The sequence below is a fragment of the Pirellulales bacterium genome, assembly GCA_019636335.1.
In the GTDB taxonomy this organism is placed as follows: domain Bacteria; phylum Planctomycetota; class Planctomycetia; order Pirellulales; family JAEUIK01; genus JAHBXR01.
In genome coordinates, this window is record JAHBXR010000010.1 from 78117 (window position 1) to 103973 (window position 25857).

Annotated in this window: 23 protein-coding genes; 17 read left to right on the top strand and 6 right to left on the bottom strand. The window is 65.1% G+C overall.

The window, feature by feature from the left end:
• Positions 1–16 precede the first annotated feature (16 nt).
• Entirely contained in the window at positions 17–1702 is a 1686-nt protein-coding gene (locus tag KF708_11810) for a Ppx/GppA family phosphatase (GenBank protein MBX3413365.1), read from the bottom strand.
• Between the two features lie 205 nt (positions 1703–1907).
• On the opposite strand from KF708_11810, the gene KF708_11815 reads away from it, so the two are divergent.
• From KF708_11815 to KF708_11835, 5 genes are all read left to right on the top strand, one after another.
• Positions 1908–2861: a bifunctional riboflavin kinase/FAD synthetase gene (locus KF708_11815; protein MBX3413366.1), complete on the top strand. Its 954-nt coding sequence runs from the start codon at positions 1908–1910 to the stop codon at positions 2859–2861.
• A 12-nt stretch (positions 2862–2873) separates the two neighbouring features.
• Positions 2874–3857, top strand: a complete 984-nt coding sequence (locus tag KF708_11820; protein ID MBX3413367.1) for a DHH family phosphoesterase — start codon at positions 2874–2876, stop codon at positions 3855–3857.
• A 151-nt stretch (positions 3858–4008) separates the two neighbouring features.
• Positions 4009–4599: a Rieske 2Fe-2S domain-containing protein gene (locus KF708_11825; GenBank protein ID MBX3413368.1), complete on the top strand. Its 591-nt coding sequence runs from the start codon at positions 4009–4011 to the stop codon at positions 4597–4599.
• Between the two features lie 76 nt (positions 4600–4675).
• Complete coding sequence (locus KF708_11830; GenBank protein ID MBX3413369.1) at positions 4676–6913, top strand: cytochrome b N-terminal domain-containing protein; 2238 nt, start codon at positions 4676–4678, stop codon at positions 6911–6913.
• Positions 6914–7361: 448 nt separating this feature from the next.
• Positions 7362–8012, top strand: a complete 651-nt coding sequence (locus KF708_11835) for a hypothetical protein (protein MBX3413370.1) — start codon at positions 7362–7364, stop codon at positions 8010–8012.
• Here the strand turns inward: KF708_11835 and KF708_11840 are convergent.
• The gene (locus KF708_11840; GenBank protein MBX3413371.1) at positions 8009–8791 is read right to left on the bottom strand and encodes a methyltransferase domain-containing protein; all 783 of its coding nucleotides are present in this window, start codon (positions 8789–8791) and stop codon (positions 8009–8011) included. The genes KF708_11835 and KF708_11840 overlap by 4 nt on opposite strands.
• A gap of 147 nt (positions 8792–8938) precedes the next feature.
• On the opposite strand from KF708_11840, the gene KF708_11845 reads away from it, so the two are divergent.
• The 3 genes from KF708_11845 (at position 8939) to KF708_11855 (ending at position 11655) form a co-directional block, all read left to right on the top strand.
• Positions 8939–9439 carry a DinB family protein gene (locus KF708_11845; protein ID MBX3413372.1) on the top strand — a complete coding sequence of 167 codons (501 nt, stop codon included), beginning with the start codon at positions 8939–8941 and terminating at the stop codon, positions 9437–9439.
• Positions 9440–9660: 221 nt separating this feature from the next.
• Complete coding sequence (locus KF708_11850) at positions 9661–10143, top strand: MarR family transcriptional regulator (protein ID MBX3413373.1); 483 nt, start codon at positions 9661–9663, stop codon at positions 10141–10143.
• Positions 10144–10221: 78 nt separating this feature from the next.
• Positions 10222–11655: a cation:proton antiporter gene (locus KF708_11855; GenBank protein ID MBX3413374.1), complete on the top strand. Its 1434-nt coding sequence runs from the start codon at positions 10222–10224 to the stop codon at positions 11653–11655.
• Between the two features lie 49 nt (positions 11656–11704).
• Here KF708_11855 and KF708_11860 read toward each other — a convergent pair whose 3' ends face one another.
• From KF708_11860 to KF708_11875, 4 genes are all read right to left on the bottom strand, one after another.
• Positions 11705–12913: a tetratricopeptide repeat protein gene (locus KF708_11860; protein ID MBX3413375.1), complete on the bottom strand. Its 1209-nt coding sequence runs from the start codon at positions 12911–12913 to the stop codon at positions 11705–11707.
• A gap of 234 nt (positions 12914–13147) precedes the next feature.
• On the bottom strand, positions 13148–13969 hold the full coding sequence (locus KF708_11865; GenBank protein MBX3413376.1) for a sugar phosphate isomerase/epimerase: 822 nt from the start codon (positions 13967–13969) through the stop codon (positions 13148–13150).
• The gene (locus KF708_11870; GenBank protein MBX3413377.1) at positions 13966–15579 is read right to left on the bottom strand and encodes a glycine--tRNA ligase; all 1614 of its coding nucleotides are present in this window, start codon (positions 15577–15579) and stop codon (positions 13966–13968) included. Before KF708_11870 ends, KF708_11865 begins: the two co-directional genes overlap by 4 nt.
• Positions 15580–15670: 91 nt before the next feature.
• The gene (locus tag KF708_11875; protein ID MBX3413378.1) at positions 15671–16465 is read right to left on the bottom strand and encodes a 2-phosphosulfolactate phosphatase; all 795 of its coding nucleotides are present in this window, start codon (positions 16463–16465) and stop codon (positions 15671–15673) included.
• 255 nt (positions 16466–16720) lie between these two features.
• On the opposite strand from KF708_11875, the gene KF708_11880 reads away from it, so the two are divergent.
• The 9 genes from KF708_11880 (at position 16721) to KF708_11920 (ending at position 25847) form a co-directional block, all read left to right on the top strand.
• Positions 16721–18214, top strand: coding sequence for a UbiD family decarboxylase (locus KF708_11880; GenBank protein MBX3413379.1), 1494 nt, complete (start codon positions 16721–16723; stop codon positions 18212–18214).
• Between the two features lie 70 nt (positions 18215–18284).
• On the top strand, positions 18285–18959 hold the full coding sequence (ubiE, locus tag KF708_11885; protein MBX3413380.1) for a bifunctional demethylmenaquinone methyltransferase/2-methoxy-6-polyprenyl-1,4-benzoquinol methylase UbiE: 675 nt from the start codon (positions 18285–18287) through the stop codon (positions 18957–18959).
• Positions 18956–19642: a UbiX family flavin prenyltransferase gene (locus KF708_11890; protein MBX3413381.1), complete on the top strand. Its 687-nt coding sequence runs from the start codon at positions 18956–18958 to the stop codon at positions 19640–19642. The genes ubiE and KF708_11890 overlap by 4 nt, the downstream gene beginning before the upstream one ends.
• A gap of 4 nt (positions 19643–19646) precedes the next feature.
• Positions 19647–20204 (top strand): sugar O-acetyltransferase, encoded by a 558-nt coding sequence (locus KF708_11895; protein ID MBX3413382.1) that lies wholly within the window; start codon positions 19647–19649, stop codon positions 20202–20204.
• 138 nt (positions 20205–20342) lie between these two features.
• On the top strand, positions 20343–21965 hold the full coding sequence (locus KF708_11900) for a serine/threonine protein kinase (protein ID MBX3413383.1): 1623 nt from the start codon (positions 20343–20345) through the stop codon (positions 21963–21965).
• On the top strand, positions 21959–22849 hold the full coding sequence (locus tag KF708_11905) for an alpha/beta fold hydrolase (GenBank protein MBX3413384.1): 891 nt from the start codon (positions 21959–21961) through the stop codon (positions 22847–22849). The genes KF708_11900 and KF708_11905 overlap by 7 nt, the downstream gene beginning before the upstream one ends.
• On the top strand, positions 22846–23727 hold the full coding sequence (locus tag KF708_11910) for a triphosphoribosyl-dephospho-CoA synthase (GenBank protein MBX3413385.1): 882 nt from the start codon (positions 22846–22848) through the stop codon (positions 23725–23727). The genes KF708_11905 and KF708_11910 overlap by 4 nt, the downstream gene beginning before the upstream one ends.
• Before the next feature lie 21 nt (positions 23728–23748).
• Positions 23749–24243, top strand: coding sequence for a 6-pyruvoyl tetrahydropterin synthase family protein (locus KF708_11915; protein ID MBX3413386.1), 495 nt, complete (start codon positions 23749–23751; stop codon positions 24241–24243).
• Between the two features lie 47 nt (positions 24244–24290).
• On the top strand, positions 24291–25847 hold the full coding sequence (locus tag KF708_11920; GenBank protein MBX3413387.1) for a methyltransferase regulatory domain-containing protein: 1557 nt from the start codon (positions 24291–24293) through the stop codon (positions 25845–25847).
• Positions 25848–25857: the final 10 nt, after the last annotated feature.

The following is a 25857-nucleotide window of genomic DNA, read 5'->3' on the forward strand; positions in this document are numbered from 1 at the left end:
GCCCAAGCCTACAAAGCTAAAGGACGGCCTGAGAATCGTCAAGGGCGGCGCCCGGACGAGCGTGGCCCCCCACCCTGTCAGGATGGCCGTTGTGAAGGCCAGGTTCGTTCGAACTTGCCGTCACGAGCGTTTCCGTCCCCAACGGAGCCCACTCCAACTGCAGGGCCGCGTCGAACGTCTTCTCGAACAGCCTGGTTCGTTCGCGGGCCCCCCAGAGATCGACCTCCGGTAGCTCGGCCGCCACGACCCGCATCTGGATTTCCTGCTGGTTCGACGCATCGACCACGACGTCGCGGACCTGCTGGGTGTGGCTGCGGTCGAGGCCGCCAGCCACGCGCAAGATCGCCGCCAGCCGCCGCACGCGTTGGCGATCGACGCGAGGCAACTGCTGGAACGAGGCATGCTTGCGTTTGGGCCTCGCCCCGCGGTGATAACGAGCCACGTGCGCGATCAACTCGAGTTCGGCGGGACTGAAGCCCGGCAGACCACTATTGAGAATCAGGTGGTAACTATGCTTGTGGTGCCGCTCGTAGTTAATCAGGTAGCCGACATCCTGCAGCAGGGCAGCCGCCAACAGCAGGCGTTCGTCATCGGTCGGCCAACCGTAGACCGGCTGCATCTGCCGGTAGAGCGACACGGCCAGACGGCCCACATGCTGCAAGTGGGGCAGATCGACGCCACAGCCAGCCGCAAAACGTTCGATCGCCGCGATCTGATCCGGGGCGCTGGCGACCACTTCGCCCAGCGACTGGTCGACCATCGTCAGCAGCAATCCGTCGCGCACGCCGCCGGAGTGTACCTGCAACGTGTTCACCTCGAAGTGGGCCATCACGCAATCGATCACGGCGATGCCCGCCACGATGATGTCGGCGCGATCGGGGCTCAAGCCCGGCACGTGGCGCCGGCGGCTGGCGGGCATCTTGCGCAGCCGATCGAGCAGGTGGCGGACTTCGGCCCGGGTCACCAGATAGCCTTGGATCGGCAGCTCGACCTGTCCCTTGCGAGCCATGACCATGGCCGCCAGGGTCGTGAAGGTTCCGCCCGAACCGATCAGCAGATGGGGCGCGAAGAGTAGCTCTTCCGTCTCTTTGCGCAGGCGGCGCTCGATGCCCGACATGAGCGCCTTGAAGTTCGCGCCTGTCATCGGCATCTGGCTCTGATAGAGCTCGGTGAGTCGCACGGCGCCGAGCGGGGTGGTATAGATCGCCTCGATCACGCGCCCCGAGGCGAGCACGATCTCGGTGCTGCCCCCGCCGATGTCGACGACGGCCACGTTCTTGCCCGCCAGGTCGAAGCCGCGCAACACGCCGAAGAAGGCCAGCCGCGCCTCTTTGCGGGCACTGACGACCTCGATATCGATGCCGACCTCTTCCTTCACGCGACGGCAGAAGTCGGCGCCGTCTTGCGCCTCGCGCACGGCGCAGGTGGCGATGGCGCGCAGCTCGTGTACCTGGTAGCCGTCGGCGATCTGCTTCATGCGGCGCAGCGCCTGCAGCGTCAGTTCGACCGCTTCGGCGTCGAGATTGCCCGTCGAGCTGAGATTGCGTCCCAGGCGCGTGGTCTGCTTCTCGTCGTCGAGGATGCGATAAGTGCCGCCGCGCAGGGCCTCGGCGATGATGAGTCGGACGCTATTCGTGCCGATATCGATGGCCGCCAGTCGCGGGGCCATATCGGCCGATAGAAGGTATTGTTTCGGTTCCATCGTTGTGCGTCGCGCGCCGTGATCCCGGATCTCTAGAAGAATAGATTACAAAGGGACTTCCGACCAGGGTCGGGGCCGGCACGAACGGCCAATTGCCCAAGCGGCACCGGGCCGGGATAATGTGCAATTCCCGCGAACAACTCCTTATTCTCCCCGTCGAACAACCCGAATCGTCATCTCGTCCTGCCGAGGCCGTTGCTCCCCCGTGAAACTCATTCGCGATCTTGATGCGTTGCCGGCGCACCTGCGTTCTGGCGCGGTGGCGATCGGCAACTTCGATGGCGTCCACCTGGGGCATGCGCGGATCGTCGAACGTCTGCTCGCGGCGGCACGTTCCGTGGGGGGGCCCGCGATCGTCTTTACCTTCGACCCACATCCGGTGCGACTGTTGCGACCGCACGCAGCGCCCCCCCCACTGACCTGGACCGACCGCAAGGCCGAGTTGCTCGTCGAGTTGGGCGTCGACGGCATGCTCGCCTATCCCACGGACGAGGCCCTACTCGCGCTCTCACCGCGCGAGTTCTTCGATCGCATCGTGCGCGAGAAGCTCGACGCGCGGGCCCTGGTCGAGGGACCGAACTTTAGCTTCGGTCGCGACCGCGCCGGCACGATTGACGTGCTGCGCGGCTACTGCGACGCGGCGGGGATGAGCCTCGACATCGTCGAACCGGTCGTGAGCGAGGGAGAATACGTCTCCAGCTCGCGCGTGCGGGGGCTGATCGCCGCGGGCCAGATCGACGAGGCCAGCCGCATGTTGACCCGGCCGTATCGCATTCGCGGCATGGTGACGCACGGCGCCGCGCGTGGCTCGAAGATCGGCTTTCCCACGGCCAACGTCTCGGCCATCGACACGCTCTTGCCGGGGCAGGGGGTCTACGCCGGCATCGCACGAGTCGAGGGCACGCCTTGGCCGGCGGCCATCAATTTGGGTCCCAATCCCACCTTCGGCGAGCAGGGCGTCAAGGTCGAGGTACACTTGATTGGGTTCGCCGGGCAGATCTACGGCGCGCCGCTCGTGGTTGACTTTCTCCGCCGCCTGCGAGACATTCAGCCCTTTGCCGGGATCGACGCCCTCCAGGCTCAATTGGCGCGCGACGTCGAAACGGCCCGCGCCATCGCACAACAAGCCGCCATTCCGGACCCGCGCCACGCACGGTAGACGAGACGCACGATGTCGATTGATTGGCCCCGCTTCGTCGAACGTATCGCGGCGAACCAGCGTTTTCTGCTGACGAGTCACATTCGCCCCGATGCCGACGCGCTTGGCAGCGAGCTGGGCATGGCGGGCGTGCTCGACGCCCTCGGCAAGGAAGTCATGATTGTCAACGGCCACGGTGTGCCGCGGAACCTCAAGTTCCTCGACCCCACAGGGCGCATCAAGCAGATCGGCAAGGATGTGCAAGTCGGCGAGCTCGTTGACCGTTTCGACATCCTGATGATTCTCGACACAAGCGCCTGGGCGCAGCTCGGCGACATGGGCGAGGTCATTCGCACGACCAAGGCCCGCAAGATCGTGCTCGACCACCACGTGAGCGCCGACGATCTCGGCGCCGAGGAATTCAAGGACACGCAGGCCGAGGCCACCGGCCGGCTCGTGTTCGACGCCGCGCGCGCCCTGGGAGTGACCGTTGGCGAGGAGATCTCCACGCCCCTCTTCGCGGCGCTGGCGACCGACACGGGCTGGTTTCGCTTCGGCTCGACGCGAGGCGATACGTTTCGCACCGCCGGATCGATGGTCGACGCCGGGGCAAACCCCGCGGACATCTATCGCAACCTGCACGAGCAGGACACGCTCGCGCGGCTGCAGCTTACCGGGCGCATTCTCAGTCGCGCGGTGACGGAGCTCGACGGACGTTTGATCCACACCGCCGTGCTGGCCGAAGATTTCCAGGCCACCGGCGCCGCCCCCTCCGATACCGAAGACATCATCAACTTGACTCTCACCGTGGCCGGCACGCAGGCCGCGGTGATTCTCGTCGAGCAATCCAGCGGCGCCTTCAAGGTGAGCCTGCGCAGTCGCGGCACGATGGATTGCAGCCAGGTAGCCGAGCAATTCGGCGGGGGTGGACACCGCGCCGCGGCCGGCGCCACGGTCGACGGTCCGTTCGAAATCGCCCAATCCAAAGTGCTTGACGCGGTGCGCAGAGCGGTGTAATACTCGCTCGCGCGTCGAGGGTTGCGTTCCTCCGCCTGCACGGCCATCCCACCTTTCATTTGCCCGCCTCGTATCAATCGCCGAACGTGCAATGCGCCCGCGGTAAGCAGGCGTTGCACCGCGACGCGATCTTGCGTCAGGAGAAATGCCGATGGTCTCGAGCGACCGGACCTCCGCGCCGCGCGATGCTCGCGCCGGCGATGAAGATCGCCGCAGCTTCTTCTCCACGGCCACGGCCGTGATCGTGGGGGGTATCGTCAGTGTCTTTCCGTTTGCGGCCGGTCTCCTGGTCCTGTTCGATCCCCTGCGCCGGCAGGGCAGTGCCGGTGGTTTCCTTCGCATCGCCTCGCTCGACGAGTTGCCCGCCGATGGCGTGCCCCGTTCGTTTCCCGTGATTACCGATCGCGTCGATGCCTGGAACAAGTTCGTCAACGAGCCCGTGGGCATGGTGTTCTTGCGGCGCACGAAAGAGGGCGTCGCCCAGGTCGAGGCGTTGAACGCCGTTTGTCCGCATGCCGGCTGCTTCGTCGACTTTCTGAGCAAGGAGTCGCACTTTCAGTGCCCTTGCCACGACAGTTCCTTCGAGCCGAACGGCACGCGTATCCATCCTGAACGTTGCCCCAGCCCCCGCGACCTCGACGCGCTGGCGGTCGAAATCCGCATGGTCGAGGGCCGGGAAGAGGTGTGGGTCGAGTTCAAGAACTTCCGCGCCGGCACGCCCGAGAAGATCGCCGACGCCTGAGTCGCCACGGCGCGCACGTCGACGGGCGTCCCCCGCAAAGTTGCCGTTCTGCACCAAGTAGCGAAAGTGTTGCACGATGAGAGCGTTTTTCGATTGGCTCGACGATCGCACCGGGTATCGCGACCTCGTCGGCGCAGCGCTGTACGAGCACATTCCCGGCGGTGCCCGCTGGCGCTATGTCTGGGGCAGCACGCTGGTCTTCGCCTTTTTCATGCAGGTGGTGACGGGCTTCGTGCTGTGGACGGCCTATAGCCCCAGCGCCCAAACGGCCTGGGAAAGCGTGGCCTACATCCAATACGACATGCAAGGAGGCTGGCTCGTGCGCGGTCTGCACCACTTCATGGCGCAGGCCATGGTCGTGTTGCTGGCACTCCACCTGATGCAAGTGGTGATCGACGGCGCCTACCGAGCGCCGCGCGAGATCAACTTCTGGCTCGGCCTGATCCTGATGCAGATCGTGCTGGGGCTCGCGCTCACCGGCTACCTGTTGCCCTGGGATCAAAAGGGATTCTGGGCCACCCGCGTCGCCACGAACCTGATGGGCATCGTGCCGGTCGTCGGCGCCGATCTGCAACGGCTGGTCGTCGGCGGCACCACGTACGGCCACCACACGCTGACCCGTTTCTTCGCTCTGCACGCCGGCGTGCTGCCGGCACTGCTCGTCTTCTTCCTGGTGCTCCATGTGGCGCTCTTCCGCCGTCACGGCATTCATGCGCGCGACCCCGAGCGCAAGCCCGATCACACGTTCTGGCCCGAGCAGGTGATGCGCGACGCCGTGGCCTGTCTGGCCGTGTTGCTCGTCGTCTTGGGGCTGGTCTTTCTGCCGGGGTTGGGAGATCGCCCCGCGGGAGCGCCGCCCGGTTATTACCTGGGCGCGGAGCTAGGCGCACCGGCCGACCCGGCCAGCCCGTATTCCGCCGCGCGACCCGAGTGGTACTTCTTATTCCTGTTCCAGTTCTTGAAGTTCTTCCACGGCGAGACCGAAATCTACGGCGCCATCGTAATTCCCGGCGCCGTGATGGGCGTGCTCTTCCTGATGCCCATCCTGGGACGCTGGCGACTGGGGCACGGCTTCAACATCGGCTTTCTCATCGTGATGGGCATCGGCATCGGCGCGCTCACGGTGCAGGCCATGGTCGAAGATCGCGGCGACGAGACCTATCTGGCGGCTGTCGAACAGGCAGAAATGAACGCCACGCGCGTGCGTGATTTGACCCACGCGCCCGAGGGCATCGGCGCCGCTGGCGCGCTGGCCCTGGTGCGACAAGACCCGATGATTCAAGGCCCACTCCTGTTCAATCGCCACTGCGTGATGTGTCACACGCACGTCGACGAGAACGGTCACGGGCTGGCGGGCGACGAAGCACCCACGGCCTCGAATCTGTACGGCTTCGCCACGCGCGAGTGGATCGCCGGGTTGCTCTCTCCCGAGCATATTGGTACGGCGGCCTACTTCGGCGCCACTCCCTACAAACAAGGGGACATGGTCGGCTGGGTAAACGACACCGTGCCCAGCATGAGCGACGAAGAAAAAGCCGATCTCCAGAAAGTCGTCGCGGCGCTTTCGGCCGAGGCACACCTCCCCTCTCAGGAAGCGATCGACGCGCGCGACGCCGCCACGATCGAAGAGGGCGCCACGCTGCTCAAGGAGACGGTCGGTTGCGCTGACTGCCATCGCTTTCACGATGCGGGCGAGTTGGGCAGTGCCCCCGATCTCACGGGCTACGGTTCGTACGGCTGGCTCAGCGAGTTCATCAGCGACCCGACGCACGAGCGCTTCTATCGCGAGGCGGTCGACGGGGGGATGCCCGGCTTCGCCACCCATCGCGAGAATCCGTTGGCGAACAAGCTCAGCCCAGAGCAACTCGATGTGCTCGTGCGTTGGCTCCGGGGGGAGTGGTACCGTCCCGAATTCACCCTTGCTTCGACGACCGGCGAAGGTGCGGCCGCGGATCCTGCCCCACCGCCGGCGTCCGATACGACGTCCGCAGCACCGACTCCGGAGGCCTCGAGCGAGGCAACCATGCCCGCTGCGGCCGAACCGGCAGCCGAGAATCCTTCCGCACCGGCAGAGCCGGTTGAAGAGCCCGCGAGTCCGAACGAGCCGGAGCCTGGGGAAGAATCTCCGGCCGATAGCCCCCAGGCCGAAGAAGCGCCGACCGAGGATGCTCCCGCGGCAACACCCCCGGCCGAGGAGCCGCCAGCGGCCGACTCCCAGCCCTCGGAAGAGCCCACCCCGACGCCGGAAGCGGACAGCGAAAATGAGCCGGCCCCCTCCGAACCGGTCTCAGAAGAGCCATCTGCCACTTTGTAGGGATACATATCAAGCTCGGGCCGCCAAGACTGGTCGGCTTTCCGGCTGCATGCTCTATGCAATCGGTGCATTCGCGCCATTTTATTGCCCCGCCCTGGGAATTCGCCCGTACTCTTTGCGGAATCGATACAGTTTGACACCCGCTTTGGCCGATCATGGACGACGAAACACCGTAGCGCCACCGCGCGCTACGCTTGTCGTGTGGGATTGAACTTCGCGTAGCGGCGACGTTTGGCGTCGGTAACGCCGGCCCAAACGGGTCACCGTGAGGTTGGAATTCCACGCCATGATCGGGGTGCTGTCGGATTGGGAAGCAGGCGTTCGGATGTGGTGTCCTAGTTGTCGGCAAGACGTACCGGGCATAGCCTCGGGCATCGACGGAGACCTGGTCTGCGTCCGATGCGGCCATGCGCTGGCGTTGCCCGAAGCGGCGTCCGTCGATGCCGACATGCCAGAACACACCTTTCCGCTCGCCAGTGAAGACGAATTGCTCGGCGATGCCTGGCTCGCGCGGAGCGCTCCTTTCGATCCGTTCGAGTTCGACGTCCCTTTGGGGCGGGCACATCATGTCTTGCGTCTGGCGAACCCGGCGCAACCCATCGATCTGCACACGGCGCATCTCGAGCCGTTGCCCATGGCGTTGCGCACGGCGGGCCGTCCGCGCGAGCCGCAGGCGATCGGCAAGAAACGGCAGCCGATGTCGCTCATGTCGCAACTGGCGTGGGGGGCGATCGCCTTGGGGATCGGGGCCTTCGTGTGCGGCGCAATCCTCGTCGGGTGGTCGTTATTCGGCAGCCGGCCCGAGTTGTGGGATCTGGGGCTGCCGATCGCATTGGGTGGGCAGGCCGCGCTCGTGGTGGGGTTGCTGCTGCAGCTCGGACGTGCCGACGACGAGGAAGCAGACGATCCGCGGGCCGAGATCGAGGCCCTCTACCAGCAGGTCGATGCGATGCAGCATTCGCAGCGACTCACAGCCACCTCGGCCACGCATAGCTACTATACCGACCCGGGCATCTCTGCCATGCCCGACGCCAAACTGGCTGAACTGAAAGGCCAACTCGATTCGCTCGCCGTGCGAATGCAGGAACCGCATCGCTAAAGCTTATTCGCCACGATGCGAATGCGGCGATAGTCTGCCACCCAGCGATCGGTCTTCCACAGGCTGGGACGAAGTCGTTGCTCGACGTCGGCGTAGACCTCTTCGCGGCGATCTTGATCGAGGGCGGACAAGATCCCACCGGCAAACATCCGCAGCCAGTTGCGCAGCCCCTGTGCGCCATCTTCCAAGGGCGTGGGGCGATCGAAAAGCGCCGCATGGCGCACTTCGAAACCGTGCCGCTCCAGCAGCGGGGCGTAGATGCCCACGGTGGGAAAATACCAGGGCGAAATCTCGGCCGTGGGTTGACCGAGCGCGGCGCTGGTCGCCTCGAGAATCTGCTGCACACAACCATGCCCGCCGAATTCGGCCACGAATCGCCCCCCCGGCCGCAAGGCCCGCGCGACCGCGCGCACGGCATCCTCGCTACGGCGTACCCAGTGCAGTGCCGCATTCGAAAACACCGCATCGACCGGCTCGTCGACGGTGAATTCCGCGGCATCGGCCACCTCGAAGCGCAGCTCGGGAAAGTTACGTCTCGCCTGATCGATCATCTCGGCCGAGAGATCCAAGCCCACGATGCTAGCCCCCGTCTTCGCGATGTCGGCCGTGAGCACCCCCGTACCACACCCCAGATCGATGATGCGTTCGCCCGGCTGCGCATCGAGCAGCTTGAGCATGTCGGCGACCATCGTATAGACGAACGAATGGCGGCGGTCGTAGAGGCTGGGATCCCAAGTTTGAGTGACAGGGGGCGAACCTACCGACGCAGTATCTGTCATGGACGAAATCCTCAGCGTGACTTGCAGCGTGAACACTCTCGAGTATCGTGCTCGCAGCAGGGGCGGGCAACCAGCCAGAGGGACACGACGACCGACTGGTTCGCGCCAAATGCAGTCCGATTACCCCCAGAGCAGGGAGCCACCCGCATGAACCGCCTGGAATTGGCCTTACAACAGATCTCCGAAGTGCGTGCCTACTCCACGCGCGTGCTCGACGAGGCCGATCCGGCCGACTGGTTTCGCCAGCCGACCGAAGGAGTCACGCACCTTGCCTGGCAGGTGGGGCACATGGCCATGGCCCAATATCGTCTGGCGCTCGTGCAGGTGCGCGGCCCCCAGGCCGACGACGAACGGTTGATTCCCACCAGTTACGTGACGATCTTCGGGCGCGGCTCCGTGCCGGTGGCCGACGCCACCCAATACCCCACTCCACAGCAACTGCGCGCCGTCTTCGATGCCGTTCATGAGCAGGTGCTGGCCGAGGCGCCCACGTTCGACGACGCGCTGCTCGACGAGCCGCCTCACCACCCCCACCCGCTGTTCAACACGCGTTTCGGTGCATTGTTGTGGTGCGCGCGGCACGAGATGGTCCACGTCGGTCAGATCGGACTGCTCAAGCGACTCTTCGGCGCCGCCGCGACGTGGTAACGTAGCCGCGCAACACGCGAACCGCGTTGCAACCGATACGGACTGCGACTCCGGCCGACGTTCGCTGCCGTGGAATTCAGGACAGGGATGCGATTATTTCGGCGCCGGTATCGCCCGTCGCCCTTTGATCTCGGCCCCGCGAACCGTTTGCAAGGGGGCTGCTGGATGTCCAGACGATAGTTGTCTAGACATCTATTGTTTGGACGTCTATAGTGGCGGTCATGTCCAGGCCAACCGTTTTGTCCGCCGCCCGGTTCGATTCGCTACAGCAAGAGGCGTTTCTCGCCCTCTGGCGGACCTACGACCGGCTGCGCGTGCTGGAGGACGAGCTTTTCGCTCGGTTCGAACTCACGGCGCAACAGTACAACCTGCTCCGGTTGTTATGTGGCGCCCATCCGGATCTCGTGCCGACCTTGAGCCTGGTAGCCCGGCTTGTTTCGCGGGCTCCCGACGTCACGCGCATGCTTGACCGACTCGAGCAACGGGGGCTGATCGTTCGCGAACGCCGTGACGAGGATCGCAGGACCGTCTTGGTGGGCATCACGAAAGCGGGCCTGGCGCTCGTTCAACAGATCACCGAGCCGCTCCGTGAGTGCCACAAGCGTCAACTCGGCCATCTCTCGCCATCCGAGTTGAAAGAGCTGGTTCGGCTTCTGCGCAAAGCACGAGGGCCGCACGAGCCATCGGATAGTCCTTGGAAATAATCCGGAGGCCCCATGTCGAGCCCCCTGCTCCCAGGCACTGCCCAGGATGTCTCTCGTCCATTCCGCTGGCGAGGCCTCGTGAGCTACCTGGCGCTCATCGCTGGCGGCATCGGTCTGTTCCTTTTGATCCGCGCGTTCGGCAGTGATTTGACCGCCGGAGCGTCTCCCGCCGATGCACGCCCCGTGGGCCAGCCACAGCCAGGTCAGGTAGACGTTGTATTGCACGTCATCGCGACTCTCGCAGCCGTCCTATTTGTCGGATTTGTTCTCGGACGTGTCTGCAAGTATTTAGGCCAGCCTCCCGTCATCGGCGAGGTGATCGCAGGGATCATGCTCGGCCCATCGCTGTTGGGCGCCCTGTCGCCCGATGTATTCCATATGCTCATCCCTTCCTCGGTCAGCGACCCGAACGGGCAAGTTCCCGCGGCGCTGCGGGCCGTGTCGCAGATCGGCGTTATTCTCTACATGTTCCTCGTCGGACTGGAATTGAATGCGGCCCGCCTGGCCGGCCGGGCTCACACCGCCGTGGCGGTGTCGCACGCGAGCATCGTGGTGCCCTTCGTGCTTGGCGCCGCGCTCGCCTTGGGGCTGTATCCGGTTTTCTCGCACGAGGGGGTGCCGTTCACTAGCTTTGCGCTGTTCATGGGCGTTGCGATGTCGATCACCGCCTTTCCGGTGTTGGCCCGCATTCTCACCGACCGCAAGCTGGACAAAACGGAACTCGGCGCGGTGGCGCTCAGTTGTGCGGCGGCCGACGACGTGACGGCCTGGTGCCTGCTGGCGTTAGTCGTCGGCGTCGCTCAAGCCAAGCTTGGCAGCGCGGCCTTCGTAATTGGCGGCGCACTCGCCTTTATCGCCTGCATGGTTCTCCTGGTCCGGCCGCTGCTCGACCGTCTGATTCCGCGCTTGACGAGTCCGTCCCAGACGCTCTCTCCGCTAGTCGTCTCCGGCACTTTTCTGGCGGTGCTCCTGGCCGCCCTGACCACCGAACTGATCGGCATTCATGCGGTCTTCGGAGCATTCTTGCTCGGCGCGGTGATTCCCCACGATAGCCGGATTGCTCAAGAGTTCTCCGTCAAATTAAAGGATCTGGTCACCGTCTTGCTCTTGCCCGCCTTCTTCGCCTTCACCGGCATGCGAATGCAGATCAGTCTGGTAAGTGGCTGGCAGAGCTGGCTGTGGTGCGCGGCGATCATCCTCGTGGCGACGGCCGGAAAATTTGGCGGTACTCTCGGTGCGGCGAGATTGACGGGCCTGCCCTGGCGCGAATCGGCCGCTCTCGGCGCGCTGATGAACACGCGAGGGCTGATGGAGCTCATTGTGTTGAACATCGGACTGGACTTGGGAGTCATCAGCCCCACGCTCTTCGCGATGATGGTCATCATGGCCCTGGTGACCACGGCGACGACAGCCCCCGTTCTGCAATGGCTGGTTCCATCAGCCGGCAACGTCGCCGCGTCCTCGCCCAAGGAATCACACCCGGCGAATTCCACGGCCGCTACGGCAATCTGAATCGCGCGAAATAGAACGACGCGTCCGTTCGAGGAACTGCATGATGGCACTAGAACTCGACCGCGCCGGCGCCCTGCGCCGCCAGGGCCTCGGTCGCTCGACGATCGATCTCGCGAATGAACCGATCGATGTGCGGATCGCCTCCCGAAAGTTCGGTGGCACGCTGGAAGTACTCGCGCGATTGCCCCGGTTGGCCGCTGAAGTAGTACGTCAGCCCCATCAGGTAGAGCAGGTCGGGCTTGTTCTCCTGCTCGAGTAGCGCGGCGCCCAGTTCCTTCAAATGCTGCATGCGGCTCGCCTGATCGCGGCCATACACCTTCTCGAAGCGGAAAGCTGACTTCTCCCAAGCGAGGTGCAAATCGCTCCCCGAGCGGAACTCGGTCACGGCGTCGGCATATCGGCCTTGCGCGAACAGCGCCTGCGCAAGGCGAACGTGCGGTTCCGACAAGTCCGGCGCGGCCTTGATCGCCATGCGATAGCGCTCCGCCGCCTGCCGATACTCTCCCTTTTCGAATTGCGTGTCGCCGTGGCCGATGAAACGCAACGACTTGGCGCGGCGCTCGTTGTTTGTCGTGGCGACCTGCACCCGCGGCACGATGGGACGCGCCGCCTCAACGGCGTCGCGGCGGAGCATGTCTCCCGCATTCGCGTTGCCATTACCGACGTTCACCGCCACGTTCGCCGGCGGCGAGGGATTTTCGACGACAAAGTTCTGAATGTACGGAGCACCGGCCGTCACGGCGGGCGACACGCCGCCGAACAAACCACCCGCGAATGGCCCATACAAATATTGAGCCGGCATCACCGCCGGCGGTAGCCAGTACGAGCAGTAGTTGTAGTTCGGAAAGCAATTCGAGGGGTAGCTACCGCACCAATTGGAGTTATTCCAACCGTTGTTGCCCCAGTTGTTCCCCCACGTGTTGCAGAAGTTGGTATTCCACAAGGTGGCGGTGGCGGGGGGCTGACGATGCGGATAGTCGCCGCGGCGCGCCAAACCATTCGGCTGCATGTCGATGTAGCGTGGCGAAGCCGGGTTGTGGATCTGTCCCTGCCCCCACCCAGGCGGAAGCTGATTGAACGAGGGGGCCGGACGAGAGGCCGGCGGGGGTGTCGGCGCTGGTTGCTGATTGGCGTTCGACCCGTGCGAATGATTGTGCGATGTGCGGCCCGCGCGAAACTGCGCTGCTGCCGGGCTGGCCTGCCAGGCGATTCCCAGAGACGCGACCAGGGCCGCTACCATCATGACGCGGCTGCGCATAAGCTTACTCCCCCCTCGACGACGCTGGATCGGATCCCATCCGATCGGAATTATCCTGCCGCCCGAGTTTCGCGGCAAGCGAACGATGTTCGCCACTTCGTTGTAAACGCAATTGGCGTGCCGTGGAACGTAGCGCGCAAATCTCTCGTGCTGCGCTCGATTCTCCATCGGTTTGGCCACACGAATGCGTCGTCAGTCTGACGGCGCGCCGCGAGAATGCGACGCCGCCTAGCGTCAGCCCATGCTCGCCTGGCCGAGCAGCTTGCGCAGAGCGGTCATGCCGACCTCGGCCATCTGCAACGGTGGGATGCGCCAGATCTGGGGATTCATTACCTCGAGCGAGACGCAACCCTCGTAGCCAATGTGACGCAAAAGGTCGACGAGCGGTTCCAGCAGAAAGTCGCCATCGCCAGGCAGAATGCGATCGGCATCGGTCGCCAACTCGCGTGGCTGGCCGAGCAGGTCGCAGAGTTGCACGTGAAAGAGATTCTCGGCCGAGAGGGTACCGAAATCGTCCGGCTTGCTGGGGCCGAGATAATAATGAAACACGTCCAGGCAAAGCCCCAGATTCGGCTCGTTCACCTCGGAGACGATCGCGGCGGCCGTCTGCAGGTTGTTGCCAAACGTGGCGGAGGCCTGAAACTCGAGCGCCAGCCGGACACCTTGCTTCGCCGCCGCGACCGCCGCCTGCCCCAGCGACATGCTGGCCCGTTCCAAGTCCTGTCCCGACAAGGGACCATACAGGTCGCCAGCGATGACGAGCGTTTTAATTCCTAACTCGGGACACCATGCCAGCCGGCGCTCGAAGTGGGCCCAATGCTCGCGGCGGGCGTCTCCCTGCGAGATCAACAACCCACCTTGAAAGCTGGCCACCGGCGTTTCGACCTGGTGCTCGGCCAACAGCGCGCGGACCTCCTCGAGCGAGTGCGTCTCGAGATACGTTTCGAGCTTGCCGAGCCAGATCTCGACCGTGTGACACTGCGCCGCCGCGTAGTCGGCGATGTCCTGCTCGAACGAGAAATCGAGCGACGAGACCTGGCTGATGGCCGGTTTCATGCGGTCGCGCCCCGCAACAGCGTGCGAATCTCCTCCACGCACCGATCGGCCGAGACGCGCCATTGCTTCAACGTGTCGCGCTCGCGAATGGTGACCGTGCCGTCGGTGAGGCTCTCTCCATCAACGGTGATGCAAAACGGAGTTCCGACTTCGTCCTGGCGAGCATAGCGTTTACCGATGGCACTTTTCTCATCGTAAAAGACGTTGAAGTGTGGCTTCAAATCGCGATAGATCTTTTGCGCCATATCGGGCATGCCGTCGCGTTTGACCAGCGGGAAGACCGCCGCTTTGATCGGCGCCAGCCGCGGGTGCAGCCGCAGGAACACGCGCTCGCGCGGATTGCCCTTTTCGTCGGGCACCAGATCTTCCTGGTACGCCTCGCACAGGAAGGCCAATGTCGCGCGATCGGCGCCGGCCGACGGCTCGATCACGTGCGGAATGTACCGCTCGCGGGTCATGTCGTCGAAGTAGCTCAAATCCTTGCCGCTGCCGCGATGGCGCGGCTTGCCATCGGCGTCGAGCTCGGGCACCAGGTCGTTCCCCTGCCGCACGAGCTTGCCTTCCATGTGGCTGCGGAGGTCGAAGTCGCCGCGGTGCGCGATCCCTTCCAACTCGCCGAACTCACCCGGCGGCAGGAACGGAAAGGCATATTCAATGTCGGCGGTGCCGCATGAATAATGGCTCAGTTCGTCCGCATCGTGGTCGCGCAAACGCAAGCGATCGCCTGCCAGTCCGAGCTCGAGATACCACCGATAGCGCCGGTCGCGCCAGTATTTGTACCACTCGGGGGACGACTTCGGGTTACAGAAGAACTCGATCTCCATCTGCTCGAACTCGCGCGAGCGGAACGTAAAGTTGCGGGGCGTGATCTCGTTGCGAAAGCTTTTTCCCATCTGCGCGATGCCGAAGGGGATCTTCACGCGCGTGCTGTCGCAGACGTTCTTGAAGTTGACGAAGATGCCCTGGGCCGTCTCGGGACGCAGGAAGGCCGCCCCTTCTTCGCCGCTGAGCGCGCCGACGTACGTCTTGAACATCAGGTTGAATTCGCGCGGCGGCGTGAGCGTGCCCGTCTCCTTGGCGTCGGGGCCGAGCGCGTCGGTAAAGTCGGGCACGGTGGTGAGCGACACTAGCTCGCTCTGCCAGGCGAGCTTGTCGACATCCTTGCCGCGCAGGTTGAACAGTTTAAGAGCGCGCTGCTCGGTCTCGGCCAGTCCCTCGTCGCCGCCGACCTGCGTGGTGATGAAGACTCGACGCCCCTTGGCCTCGACCCAGCGTCCGCGGACCTGATCGTGGCGGTAGCGCTTCTTCGACTCGCGGCAATCGACCATGAAGTCGTGGAACAGGTCGTAGTGTCCCGAGCACTTCCAGACCTGCGGATGCATGATGATCGTGCAGTCGAGCCCCGTCATCTCGTAGGGCTCGGGCGCGCCGGCCGGCGTGGCCAGCTCATCGTGGCTGGTGACCATGTCGCGCCACCACGATTCCTTGACATTGCGCTTCAGCTCGACTCCCAGGGGGCCGTAGTCCCAGAAGCCGTTCAGGCCGCCGTAAATCTCGCTCGATTGAAAGAGAAATCCTCGCCGTTTGCAGAGCGAGACGAGTTTGTCCATGTCCATGATCGGGGCGTGCTCTCCGTGTAACCTTTGCTGAGTGCTGCGATCGAACGAATTGGACAGTCTACAACCCGAGGCCGCAAACGGTCTATATGGCTGTGATCGCCCCTTGCGCCAGATCGAGCACGGGCACGAGTTCGAATCGATCGAGCCGCGCGGCATCGGCGATATCGGCCGCCAGGCCGATGCGCGCGAGGTTTCGCCCTCCCTTGCTGTCGCGCAACAGATCCTCGAGCCAAGCGGTGTTCGCCAGCGAGGCTGCCACGGGGGATGCCGATTGCCAGTCCGAAGTGCGTGCCCCGGCCGCCTGCAGCCACACCTCGCGAGCCAGCCGAGCCTCGTCGTTTTGTAACTCGAGGTCTCCCTCGGCATTGCCGATCAAGCGCGCCACCATGAGCCCAGCAGCCAGCACGTCTTCGCGCGTGATCTCCCCCCCCGAGCCGGCGCATAGCAAGTGCATCTGCGGCGCGGACAATAATCGTCGTACGATCGCCGCCGCATTGACGAACGAGCCGACGAGCACCTCGCGCGCGAACCTTGCCTTGGCCATGGCGCGCGTGCCATTGGTGGTGGTAAAGACGACGGTCTTGCCCCGCACGTGTTCCGAGCAGAACTCACGCGGTGAATTGCCGAAGTGAAATCCCTCGATTGGCAGTCCCCCTCGTTCGCCCCCCAGCACGACCGTGCCGACGGGCAGAGCGCTGGCGACACGGCGTGCTTCGTCGATATCGACGCAGGGCAGGACCCGTTCGGCTCCCGCCTCCAGCGCGTGCGTGATCGTCGTCGAGGCCCGCAGGACATCGATCACCACGACCGAGGCGCCGGCAAGCGCTTCTTCAGGAACTAAGGCAGGCAAAAAATGAACACTGAGCTGGGCTGGCATAGGGGATTGTCGTGAGGCTTCGATCCGAGGGACTGCAAAGTGGCACAGGCTGCCAGCCTGTGCAGATTGCAGAGCTTAACTCCTTCAGCACAGGCTGCTAGCCTGTGCTGGTAACTGTGCTTCACTCACGCTCCACAGGCCGGCGGCCTGTGCCACTTGCTCTTTTCCAGAGAAGACTGGCCGTTGGTGGGTTTCCAGGGCAGGGATACAATGCCCGGCAGTCTTTCTGCCACCTAACTGTCCCCTGCCGCAACCATGTCCTACTCCTCCCTAGCCGACTTTGTCGAAGAGTTGGAGCGCGACGGTCTGTTGCTGCGAATTCGGGCCGAAGTAGACGCCGATCTCGAAATTGCCGAGATCACGCAACGGATCGCCCGCGAGCGGGGGCCTGCGTTGCTCTTCGAGCGCGTCGCCGGCCAACGCCTGCCCGTACTCACGAATCTACTGGCAGGCTCCGAACGGCTGATCCAGGCCCTGGGGGTCGAGTCGGTGGCCGAAATCGGCGCACGTCTGCGCCAATCGGCTGCCGAGGGGGAGGCCACGGCCGCCGGCGGTCGTGTCGGTTGGTGGCGGAGGACCTTTGGTTCCTCCAACGGCGCCGGCGCGGCAGGCGACCCCTTCGAGCCCAAGCTCGTCAAGACTGGCCACTGTCAACAAGTGGTCCGGCTGGCGACCGATGTCAATCTGGCCGAGCTTCCGGCGCTGCGTGCCTGGCCGGGCGAATCGTGCCGTTCGATCCGTACCGGCCGTCTGCACACGGTCAGCCCCGAAACAGAACGACGCACGACAGAAGAGATCGCCGTCGGCCTGCTCGATGCCCGCCGGCTAACACTGCTGTGGGGTCCGCACGACGCTGCCCGCGCCCACTACCAGGAGCACCAGGCCCGTGGAACGAAAATGTCCCTGGCGATCACGCTGGGGGGAGATCCCCTGGGAAGCCTCGTGGTCTCGGCGCCCTGGGCCAGCGAGATCGACCTGTATCGCTGGATGGGGGCCTGGCGCGGGCGTCCTGTCGAAATGGTCCGCTGCCGCTCGCACGAGTTGCGCGTGCCGGCCGACGTCGAGTTGGTCCTCGAAGGGATAGTTGATCCTGCCGCCGAGCTTGTCCCCGGTCCCACCCTCGCCACGCCGTCGGGCTACCTGCATACCTACGACGCCGCGCCGGTGATGCACGTCACGGCGATCACGCATCGGGCGAATCCCTTGTTTCCGGCCCTTGTGCTAGGCTCTCCGCCGCACGAGCTTACGCAACGGGCCGAGGTGACCGAGCAACTTTTGCTCCCGTATCTGCAGTACGTGGCGGCTGAAATCGCCGACGTGGCGCTCCTCGAACACTCCCCCTCGGGGCACGTGGCCGTGGTGGCGATTTGCAAGTCCTACCCGGGCCAGACGCGCAAAGTGGCGGCGGCACTCTGGGGTCTGGCCCCGGCGTTCGCCGCGAAGGTGGTCATCCTGGTCGATGCCGACATCGACCCGCATCAGGCGGCCCTGGTTTGGCAGCGCGTGGCGGCCAATACTCACCCTGAGCGTGATTTTTTCTTTGCCGAAGGGCCCACCGGTGTGATGGATCACGCCGCCACGCGGTTAACGCTAGGGAGCAGCGTCGCCATCGACGCCACCGCCAAGCTCGCCGGCGAGCACCCCAGGGCGTGGCCCTCGCGCGCCGCGTCGTGCGAGGATACGGCGGAGCGAGTCGCCCGACGCTGGCAGGAGTACGGTTTGGAACGCGCCCTGGCGGCGAGATATTGAAAGGCAGCCCTTGTCCACCATCACCACCGAGCCTCCGAAGCTCGACAAATCGGAAGCCCGCGTCCGCCAGATGTTCGGCGAGATCGCGCCGCGTTACGATCTGCTCAACCATTTGCTCTCGGGCGGCATCGATCGTCGCTGGCGTTCGAAGACGGTGCGCCGCGTCCCGGTCCAAGGCACGGACCCCATCCTGGACCTCTGCACCGGCACGGGGGATCTCGCCTTGGCCTACGCGCGAGCCACCGCCGGGCGCGTGCCCATCGTCGGCGCCGACTTCTGCCACGAAATGCTCACCCGCGCCGATGCCAAGGCGCAGCGAGATGCCGCCCAAGCGCCGCCGGTGTTCGTCGAGGCGGATGCCCAGCGGCTCCCCTTTGCCGACGGCATGTTCCAACTGGTCACCGTCGCCTTCGGCCTGCGGAACGTGACCGACACGGATCGTGGCCTGCGCGAGATGACGCGAGTCTGCCGGCCGGGGGGGCGTGTGGCGGTGCTCGAGTTTTCGCTCCCCGAGCAGCCGCTTCTGCGTTCGGTCTACGGCTGGTACTTCCGCCGCGTGTTGCCGCGGATCGGTCAGCTCTTGGCCCGCAATCGCCACAGCGCCTACAACTATCTGCCCGAGAGCGTCCACGAGTTTCCCTCGGGCGAGGCCCTGGCGGCGCGCATGCGTGCGGCCGGCCTATCGCACGTCGAATACGAGCGGCTCACCTTCGGCGTCGCCACGCTTTACGTAGGCACGAAATGAAACGCAGCCTGGTCGTGGCGATTACCGGCGGCAGCGGCGCGATCTACGCGCTGCGCCTGCTCGAGGTTCTGTTGGCCGACGGACGCGATGTGCATCTCTCGATCAGCCCAGCCGGGCAGGAAGTGATTCGCACCGAGCTCGGCGTCGCGCTCGACCTGGAGCGTTTCGACCCCGCCGCGCTCCCCCTCACGGCAGGCGAGCAGGCAGGTCATCCGCTCATTGCCGAGTTGCTCGGCGTCACCCGCGATAGCGCCGCGCTCGTGCCGTCGCCGCGCGTCGGTCGGCTGCATTACTATCACTACCGCGATTTCCGCGCGCCGATGGCGAGCGGATCGTTCCTGACCGACGGCATGGTGGTCTGCCCCTGCTCGGGGGGCACGGTGAGCGCCGTGGCGCACGCCACGTCGACGAACTTGATCCAGCGCGCCGCCGACGTACACCTGAAGGAGCGCCGGCGGCTCGTCCTCGTCCCGCGCGAAACGCCCCTCTCGCTGATTCAACTCGACAATCTGCGCCGCTGCGCCGAGGCCGGGGCCACGATTCTGCCTGCCATGCCGGGCTTCTACCATGGCGCCCGCACGGTGCGCGATCTGGTCGATTTCGTCGTGGCGCGCCTTTGCGATCAACTGGGGGTCGAACACGACTTGATGCGGCGCTGGGGTTCGAGCGAAATCACGGAGTAAACCGATGCCCACGGAACGAGAAAAGATGCTCGCCGGCGAGCTCTACAACCCACTCGACCCCGAGCTGGTACAGGCGCGGACCCGCGCGCGAGATCTCTGCCAGGCGCTCAACGCCACGCGCGAAGCGGACGAGGAGGGACGGCGCGCCATCGTGCGCCAGTTGTTCGCCCGCGGGGGAGACGACGTCTGGATTCAGCCGCCGTTCTATTGCGATTACGGAGCGCACATCTCGGTGGGCAAGAAGTGCTTTTTCAACTTCAACTGCGTGGTGCTCGACGTCTGTCCGGTGACGATCGGCGATCACACGATCTTCGGCCCCGCCGTGCAGATCTACGCGGCAACCCATCCGCTCGAGGCCCAGGCCCGCCGCTCGGTCGAATATGGCAAGCCGATCGAAATCGGCTCCGACGTCTGGGTCGGCGGCGGCGCCATCCTCTGTCCCGGCGTGAAGATCGGTTCCAATTCGATCATCGGCGCCGGCAGCATCGTGACGCGCGACGTCCCCGCCGGCGTGATCGTGGCGGGCAACCCGGCCAAGATCATTCGGTCGATCACGATGTAACGGTCCGGCGGCACGGAATCGTCGACGGTTGTCATTTGTGCCGCCCCAGCCGATACTTCAATGGCCCTTCCTGCCGCCGGGCAGCCCTGCGCGATCGTTCGCCCACGGCCCTTGCCTTGGCCCCCGCCGACGATGTCGATGTCGCAATCGCAAGCCAGCGCGAACGATCCCCCTTCACATGCCGATCTGGCCGGTCGGCAGTTGGGCGACTATTGCCTGCTGCGGCGTCTCGGCCGCGGCGCGATGGCCGAGGTCTACCTGGCCGAACAGTCGTCCTTGCGCCGGCAGGTAGCGGTCAAGGTCTTGCGTCAGGAGCTGGCGACCGACGCCAATTACATCCTCCGCTTTCGCAACGAGGCTCAAGCCGCCGCGGCCCTGGTCCACGCCAACATCGTGCAGATTCACGAGGTCGGCTGTGTCGACGGCGTCCATTACATCGCGCAGGAATACGTCGCGGGGCAGAATCTCAACGAGTTGCTCGCGCGGCGCGGGCCCCCCAACGCCCGGCTGGCGATGAGCATCATGCGGCAAGTTGCCGCCGCGCTGGTCAAAGCCGCCGAGCAGGGGATCATCCATCGCGATATCAAGCCCGAGAACATCATGCTCGCCCGGAGCGGCGAGGTGAAGGTGGCCGACTTCGGACTGGCGCGGATCGCCGGCGATGGCGCGAGCGTCCATCTCACACAGATCGGGGTGACGATGGGCACGCCCCTCTACATGAGTCCCGAGCAGGTCGAGGGACGCGCGCTCGACGCGCGGAGCGATATCTATTCGTTCGGCGTGACCTGTTATCACATGCTCTCGGGCGAGCCCCCGTTTCGCGGCGAGACGCCCCTGGCCGTGGCCGTGCAGCACCTGAAGACCGAGCCGCCGCGACTCGAAACGGCGCGTCCCGATCTTCCGCCGGCGCTGTGCCGCGTCGTCCATAAGATGCTCGCCAAGGAGCCGGGCGACCGCTACGCGACTCCGCGCGATTTGCTCCGCGAGTTGCGCGCCTTGCGGATCGAAGGGCTCGATGGCGATGGCGCGGAGCTGGCCGCCGACCTGGATGACGCCCGCGCCGACGCCATGGCCGCCATCGACGGGGCCGCCACGCAGCGCCTGGCGGCATTGATGCGCACGACACCAATCGCCACGCCGCCGTCGCGCTCCTGGGCCTTCGTGGCAATGGCGATCGTACTGGGACTGTTCGCCGGGGCCGCGTTGGCCAGGTACACGCACCAGTCCCTCTTGGGGCAGGTCGATCCCAGCCGTTCGCACGTGCCCAAGCAAAAGAGCGCGCTGGCACAGTACCTGTACGCCAGCACGGCCAACACCGAAGAAGCCTGGCTGGCCGTCTCCGAGCATTGGCCGAACAGCCCGTTTTACACCCGGCTTGCCCAGCAACAGCTCGCGCGTTTGTATCTGCTCAAAGGAGACAACGACCGCGCCTACGAGCTGTTCGACAAGTTGGCCAACCTGGACGAAGTCGAGAAAAAGTTTCGCGCCTTCGGGCTGGCCGGCAAGTGCGTCATGCTCAGCTATCGCGGTGATCATGCGGGCTCGGCCGCCGTACTGGCCGAATTGATGCCGCTGCGCGAGCAACTCGACCAACTCGACATCCCCATGCGCCGGATGTTACAAGAGGCCATCGACAAGAATCGCCAGGCCATGTCGCGTCAGCAGGCAGAACAGTGGGATGCCTGGCTGGCGCGACAAACCGAAGAAGAACTGAGCGGCGACGCTCCCCCGGAACTCCCCCCCAGCGAGCCGCGATCGTGAGCAACTGGCGCAAGTTGTATCCCTTCGAGTCGCACGAACTGGCGATCGAAGGCGAACGATACCACTATCTCGATGAAGGCCACGGGCCAGCCCTGCTGCTGGTACACGGCAATCCAACCTGGTCGTTCTATTGGCGGCGATTGGTGCTGGCGCTGCGCGATCGCTACCGGGTGCTCGTGCCCGACCATATCGGCTGCGGATTGTCGTCGAAGCCACGCGACTACGAGTATCGTTTGGCGCGCCATGTTTCGAACCTGCGGCGACTCGTCGAAAGCCTCGACTTGTCCGACGTCACGCTGATCGGACACGATTGGGGGGGGGCGATCGGCCTGGGCGCCGCCGTCGAGATGCCCGAGCGATTCGCCCGTTTGGTGCTGCTCAACACCGCCGGGTTCCGCAGCCAGCGAATTCCCCTTCGCATTCGGCTCTGCCGCACGCCCGTCCTCGGCCGGCTCGCCGTGCAGGGGTTGAACGCTTTCGCGGGCTCGGCCCTATGGATGGCCACCGAGTATCCCCGCCGCATGTCAGCCGAGGTACGCGCCGGGCTGATCGCCCCCTACGACTCGTGGAACCACCGCCGGGCAACGTACGAATTCGTCCGCGACATTCCGCTTTCGCCCCGACACCCGAGCTACGCCAAACTAGCGGCAATCGAATCGGGCCTGGCCACGCTCGCCGATCGACCGACGCTGTTCGTGTGGGGCATGCGCGATTGGTGCTTCACGCCCCACTTTCTCGAGCGGTTTCTCGAGTTCTTTCCCTCGGCCGACGTGCGCCGCATCGAGCAGGCCGGACACTACGTGGTCGAAGACGCCCCGGACGAAGTCATCGACGCGGTCGAAGATTTTCTGGTCCGACATCCGTTAGGCGTCGCCACCAGATGAGCGCTTCACCGGGCCACGTGCAGCTCGCGCTCGGGCAATGCGCCACCATGGCCTGCTTGCTCGAGGCCACGGCACGCAAGCCGGGCAATGTCCATCGTGACGCCGATTTCGAGGATGTCTCCTACACCGATTTTCTCGCTACCGCCGCGGCGATTGGGCCCGCCATCGAACGCGCCGCGCCAGGCGGGCGGGTGGGACAAGCCGTGCTCGAAGCCGTCCGCGCGATGCGATCGGTGGCCGACTCGAACACCTACCTGGGCACCATCCTCCTGCTGGCCCCCTTGGCCGTCGTGCCGCGCGAGCAGTCGATCGCCGCCAACGTCGAACGCGTGCTCGCCACCATGACCGCCGACGATGCCCGCGACGTGTACGAGGCCATAGGGATGGCGGCGGCGGGGGGCCTGGGCAGGGTCGACGAGGCGGACGTACGCGGACCAGCGCCAGACGATCTGCTGGCGGCGATGCGTTTGGCCGAAAACCGCGACTCGGTGGCGCGGCAGTACACGCACGGCTTCTCCGACGTGCTCGTCCGTGTCCTCCCCTGGTTGGCCGAGGGGGTCGCGTCGGGCTGGCCGCTCGAAGAGACGATCATCCACGCCCACGTGCGGTTGATGGCGGCACTACCCGACAGTCTGATCGCGCGCAAGTGCGGCAGCCAGGTGTCTCAAGAAGCCGCCGATCGCGCCGCGCGCGTGCTCGTCTGCGGGGCCCCCTCGAGCGCCCCCTATCGCGCGGCCTTGGGCGATCTCGACTTCTGGCTCCGTAGCGACGATCATCGCCGCAATCCCGGCACCACGGCCGACCTGATCGCCGCCGGTTTGTTCGTCGCCCTACGCGATGGCATAATCAAGCCACCGTTCCGGTTTTATCGACGTTGAGCGCCCCACGAGATTCGCGCGGTGACCGAAAGCTATTGCGTTCGCATCACGAAGGACTACCTGGTCTTCAGCGCTGGGCATTTCATTACCTTTGCCGGCGACATGTGCGAACGATTGCACGGGCACAACTACCGCGTCTCGGCCGAGGTCCACGGCCCGCTCGACGAAAACCATTACGTCGTCGATTTCATTCTGCTGCGCGACTTGTTGCAGGAAATCGTCCTCGAACTCGATCACTACATGCTATTGCCCACCCAGCATCGCACGATCCGGGTCCAGGCAGACGAGCGTCGCGTCCGCGTGACGCACGCCGATCGCGAGTGGATCTTTCCACGGGGCGATTGCGTGCTGCTCGACGTGCCGAACACGACGGCCGAAATGCTCGCCCGGCACATCGGGCGCCGACTGCTCGACGAGCTCGCGCGGAAGGGGATCGCGCGTCCCACCGTGACGCGCATCGAAGTGGATGAATGCGAGGGACAATCGGCCGTGTGCGAGTTTCGCGACGACCGCTGAGGTTCGCCCCTGCCGTACGGCAGTTGTTTATTGGATTGGAACGAACGATGTCCTCGCACGCGGATCCCGACAGCTACGACGAGATCCCGTACGACAGCAAGCCGTTTCGCGCCATGTCGCCCGACAATCTCGCGGCGGTTGCCGCGCTGCACGGGCTCGACCCTCCCGAGGTCCGCACGTGTCGCGTGCTCGAGCTTGGCTGTGCCAGTGGTGGCAATCTGCTGCCGCTGGCCGCGGCTTTTCCCGACGCGCGCTTCGTGGGCCTCGACTTGTCCGCCCGGCAGATCGAAATGGGGCAGGCCACGCTCGGCGCGGCGGGGCTGGCGAATGTCGAACTGCGCGCGGCGAGCATTCTCGATCTCAACGCGACGCTGGGTTCGTTCGACTACATCGTCGCGCACGGCGTCTACTCCTGGGTCCCCCCCGCCGTGCAGCAGAAGATGTTCGAGCTGTGCCGCACGTTGCTCGCGCCGCAAGGGGTGGCGTGCCTCAGCTACAACACCTACCCAGGGTGGCACTTTCGCGGCATCATTCGCGACCTGGCCCGGTACCATACGCGGCGCATCACGGAACCGCGGCGGCGCCTGGACGAGGCCCGCGCGTTCCTCGACTTCTTTGCCCGCTCGATGCCCGATCCCAGCACCCCTTTTGCCCAGATGGTCGAGGGAGAGATCGACCTCCTGCGCGAGGCTCACGACGCCTACGTCTTTCACGAGCACCTCGAGACCTTCAACGAGCCGCTCTATTTCCACGAGTTCGCGGGCCGCGCGGCAGAGCATCGCCTGCGTTACGTGGCCGAAGCGCGTTTCGACGAACGAGTCGACGATCTGCCCGAAGAAGTCCGCGCCACGCTCGCCCAGCTTTCCGCGGACGTGATCGAGCTGGAGCAGTACGTCGATTTTCTCTTGCGGCGTACTTTTCGCGAAACGGTGCTCGCCCACGCGGCGGTCCCGGTTCGCCATCCGGCCGATCCCGAGCGCTGTGCGAAGCTGCACTTTTCGGCGCTCGTACGTGCGTCCCACGTCCCCGTCGAGGCCGCCTCGACCGGCATCGCCGAGTTCGTACTGGCCGAAGGAGTCACCCTCTCGACGAACGACCCGTTGGCCAAGGCGGCCTTGATCGCGCTCGTGGCCGCCGCGCCTTGCTCGCTCTCGTTCGAGGCCCTCGGCGCCCAGGTGGTCGACCAACTGGGCGAGGTCGAGCAACTCTCCCCTCGACTGGGCGAGTTGCTCTTACGCTGCATCCGCGCCAAGGCGGTCATGTTCCATGGCACACCTTTCGAGTGTGCGTCCCGCGCGAGCGATCGCCCCCGTGCGTCGGCCCTGGCGCGGCATCAAGCGGCGCATGGCGAGCGGATCGTCACGCTCCATCATATGTCGGCCGATCTGCCCCCTTTCGATCGAGCGCTGGTCGCGCTGCTCGACGGTTCGCGCGAACGGAGCACGCTTGCCCGGGCATTGGTCCACCAGATCGAACGTGGCGAGTTGCAATTGCAGGTCGGCGGCCAGCCACTCGAGGCTCGCGACGCCATCGAGCGGATCGTGGCAGAAGCGCTCGAGCCGGCCCTTGCGGGCCTCGCCCAGCGGGCCCTCTTGCTGGCGTAGCGCCAGCAAA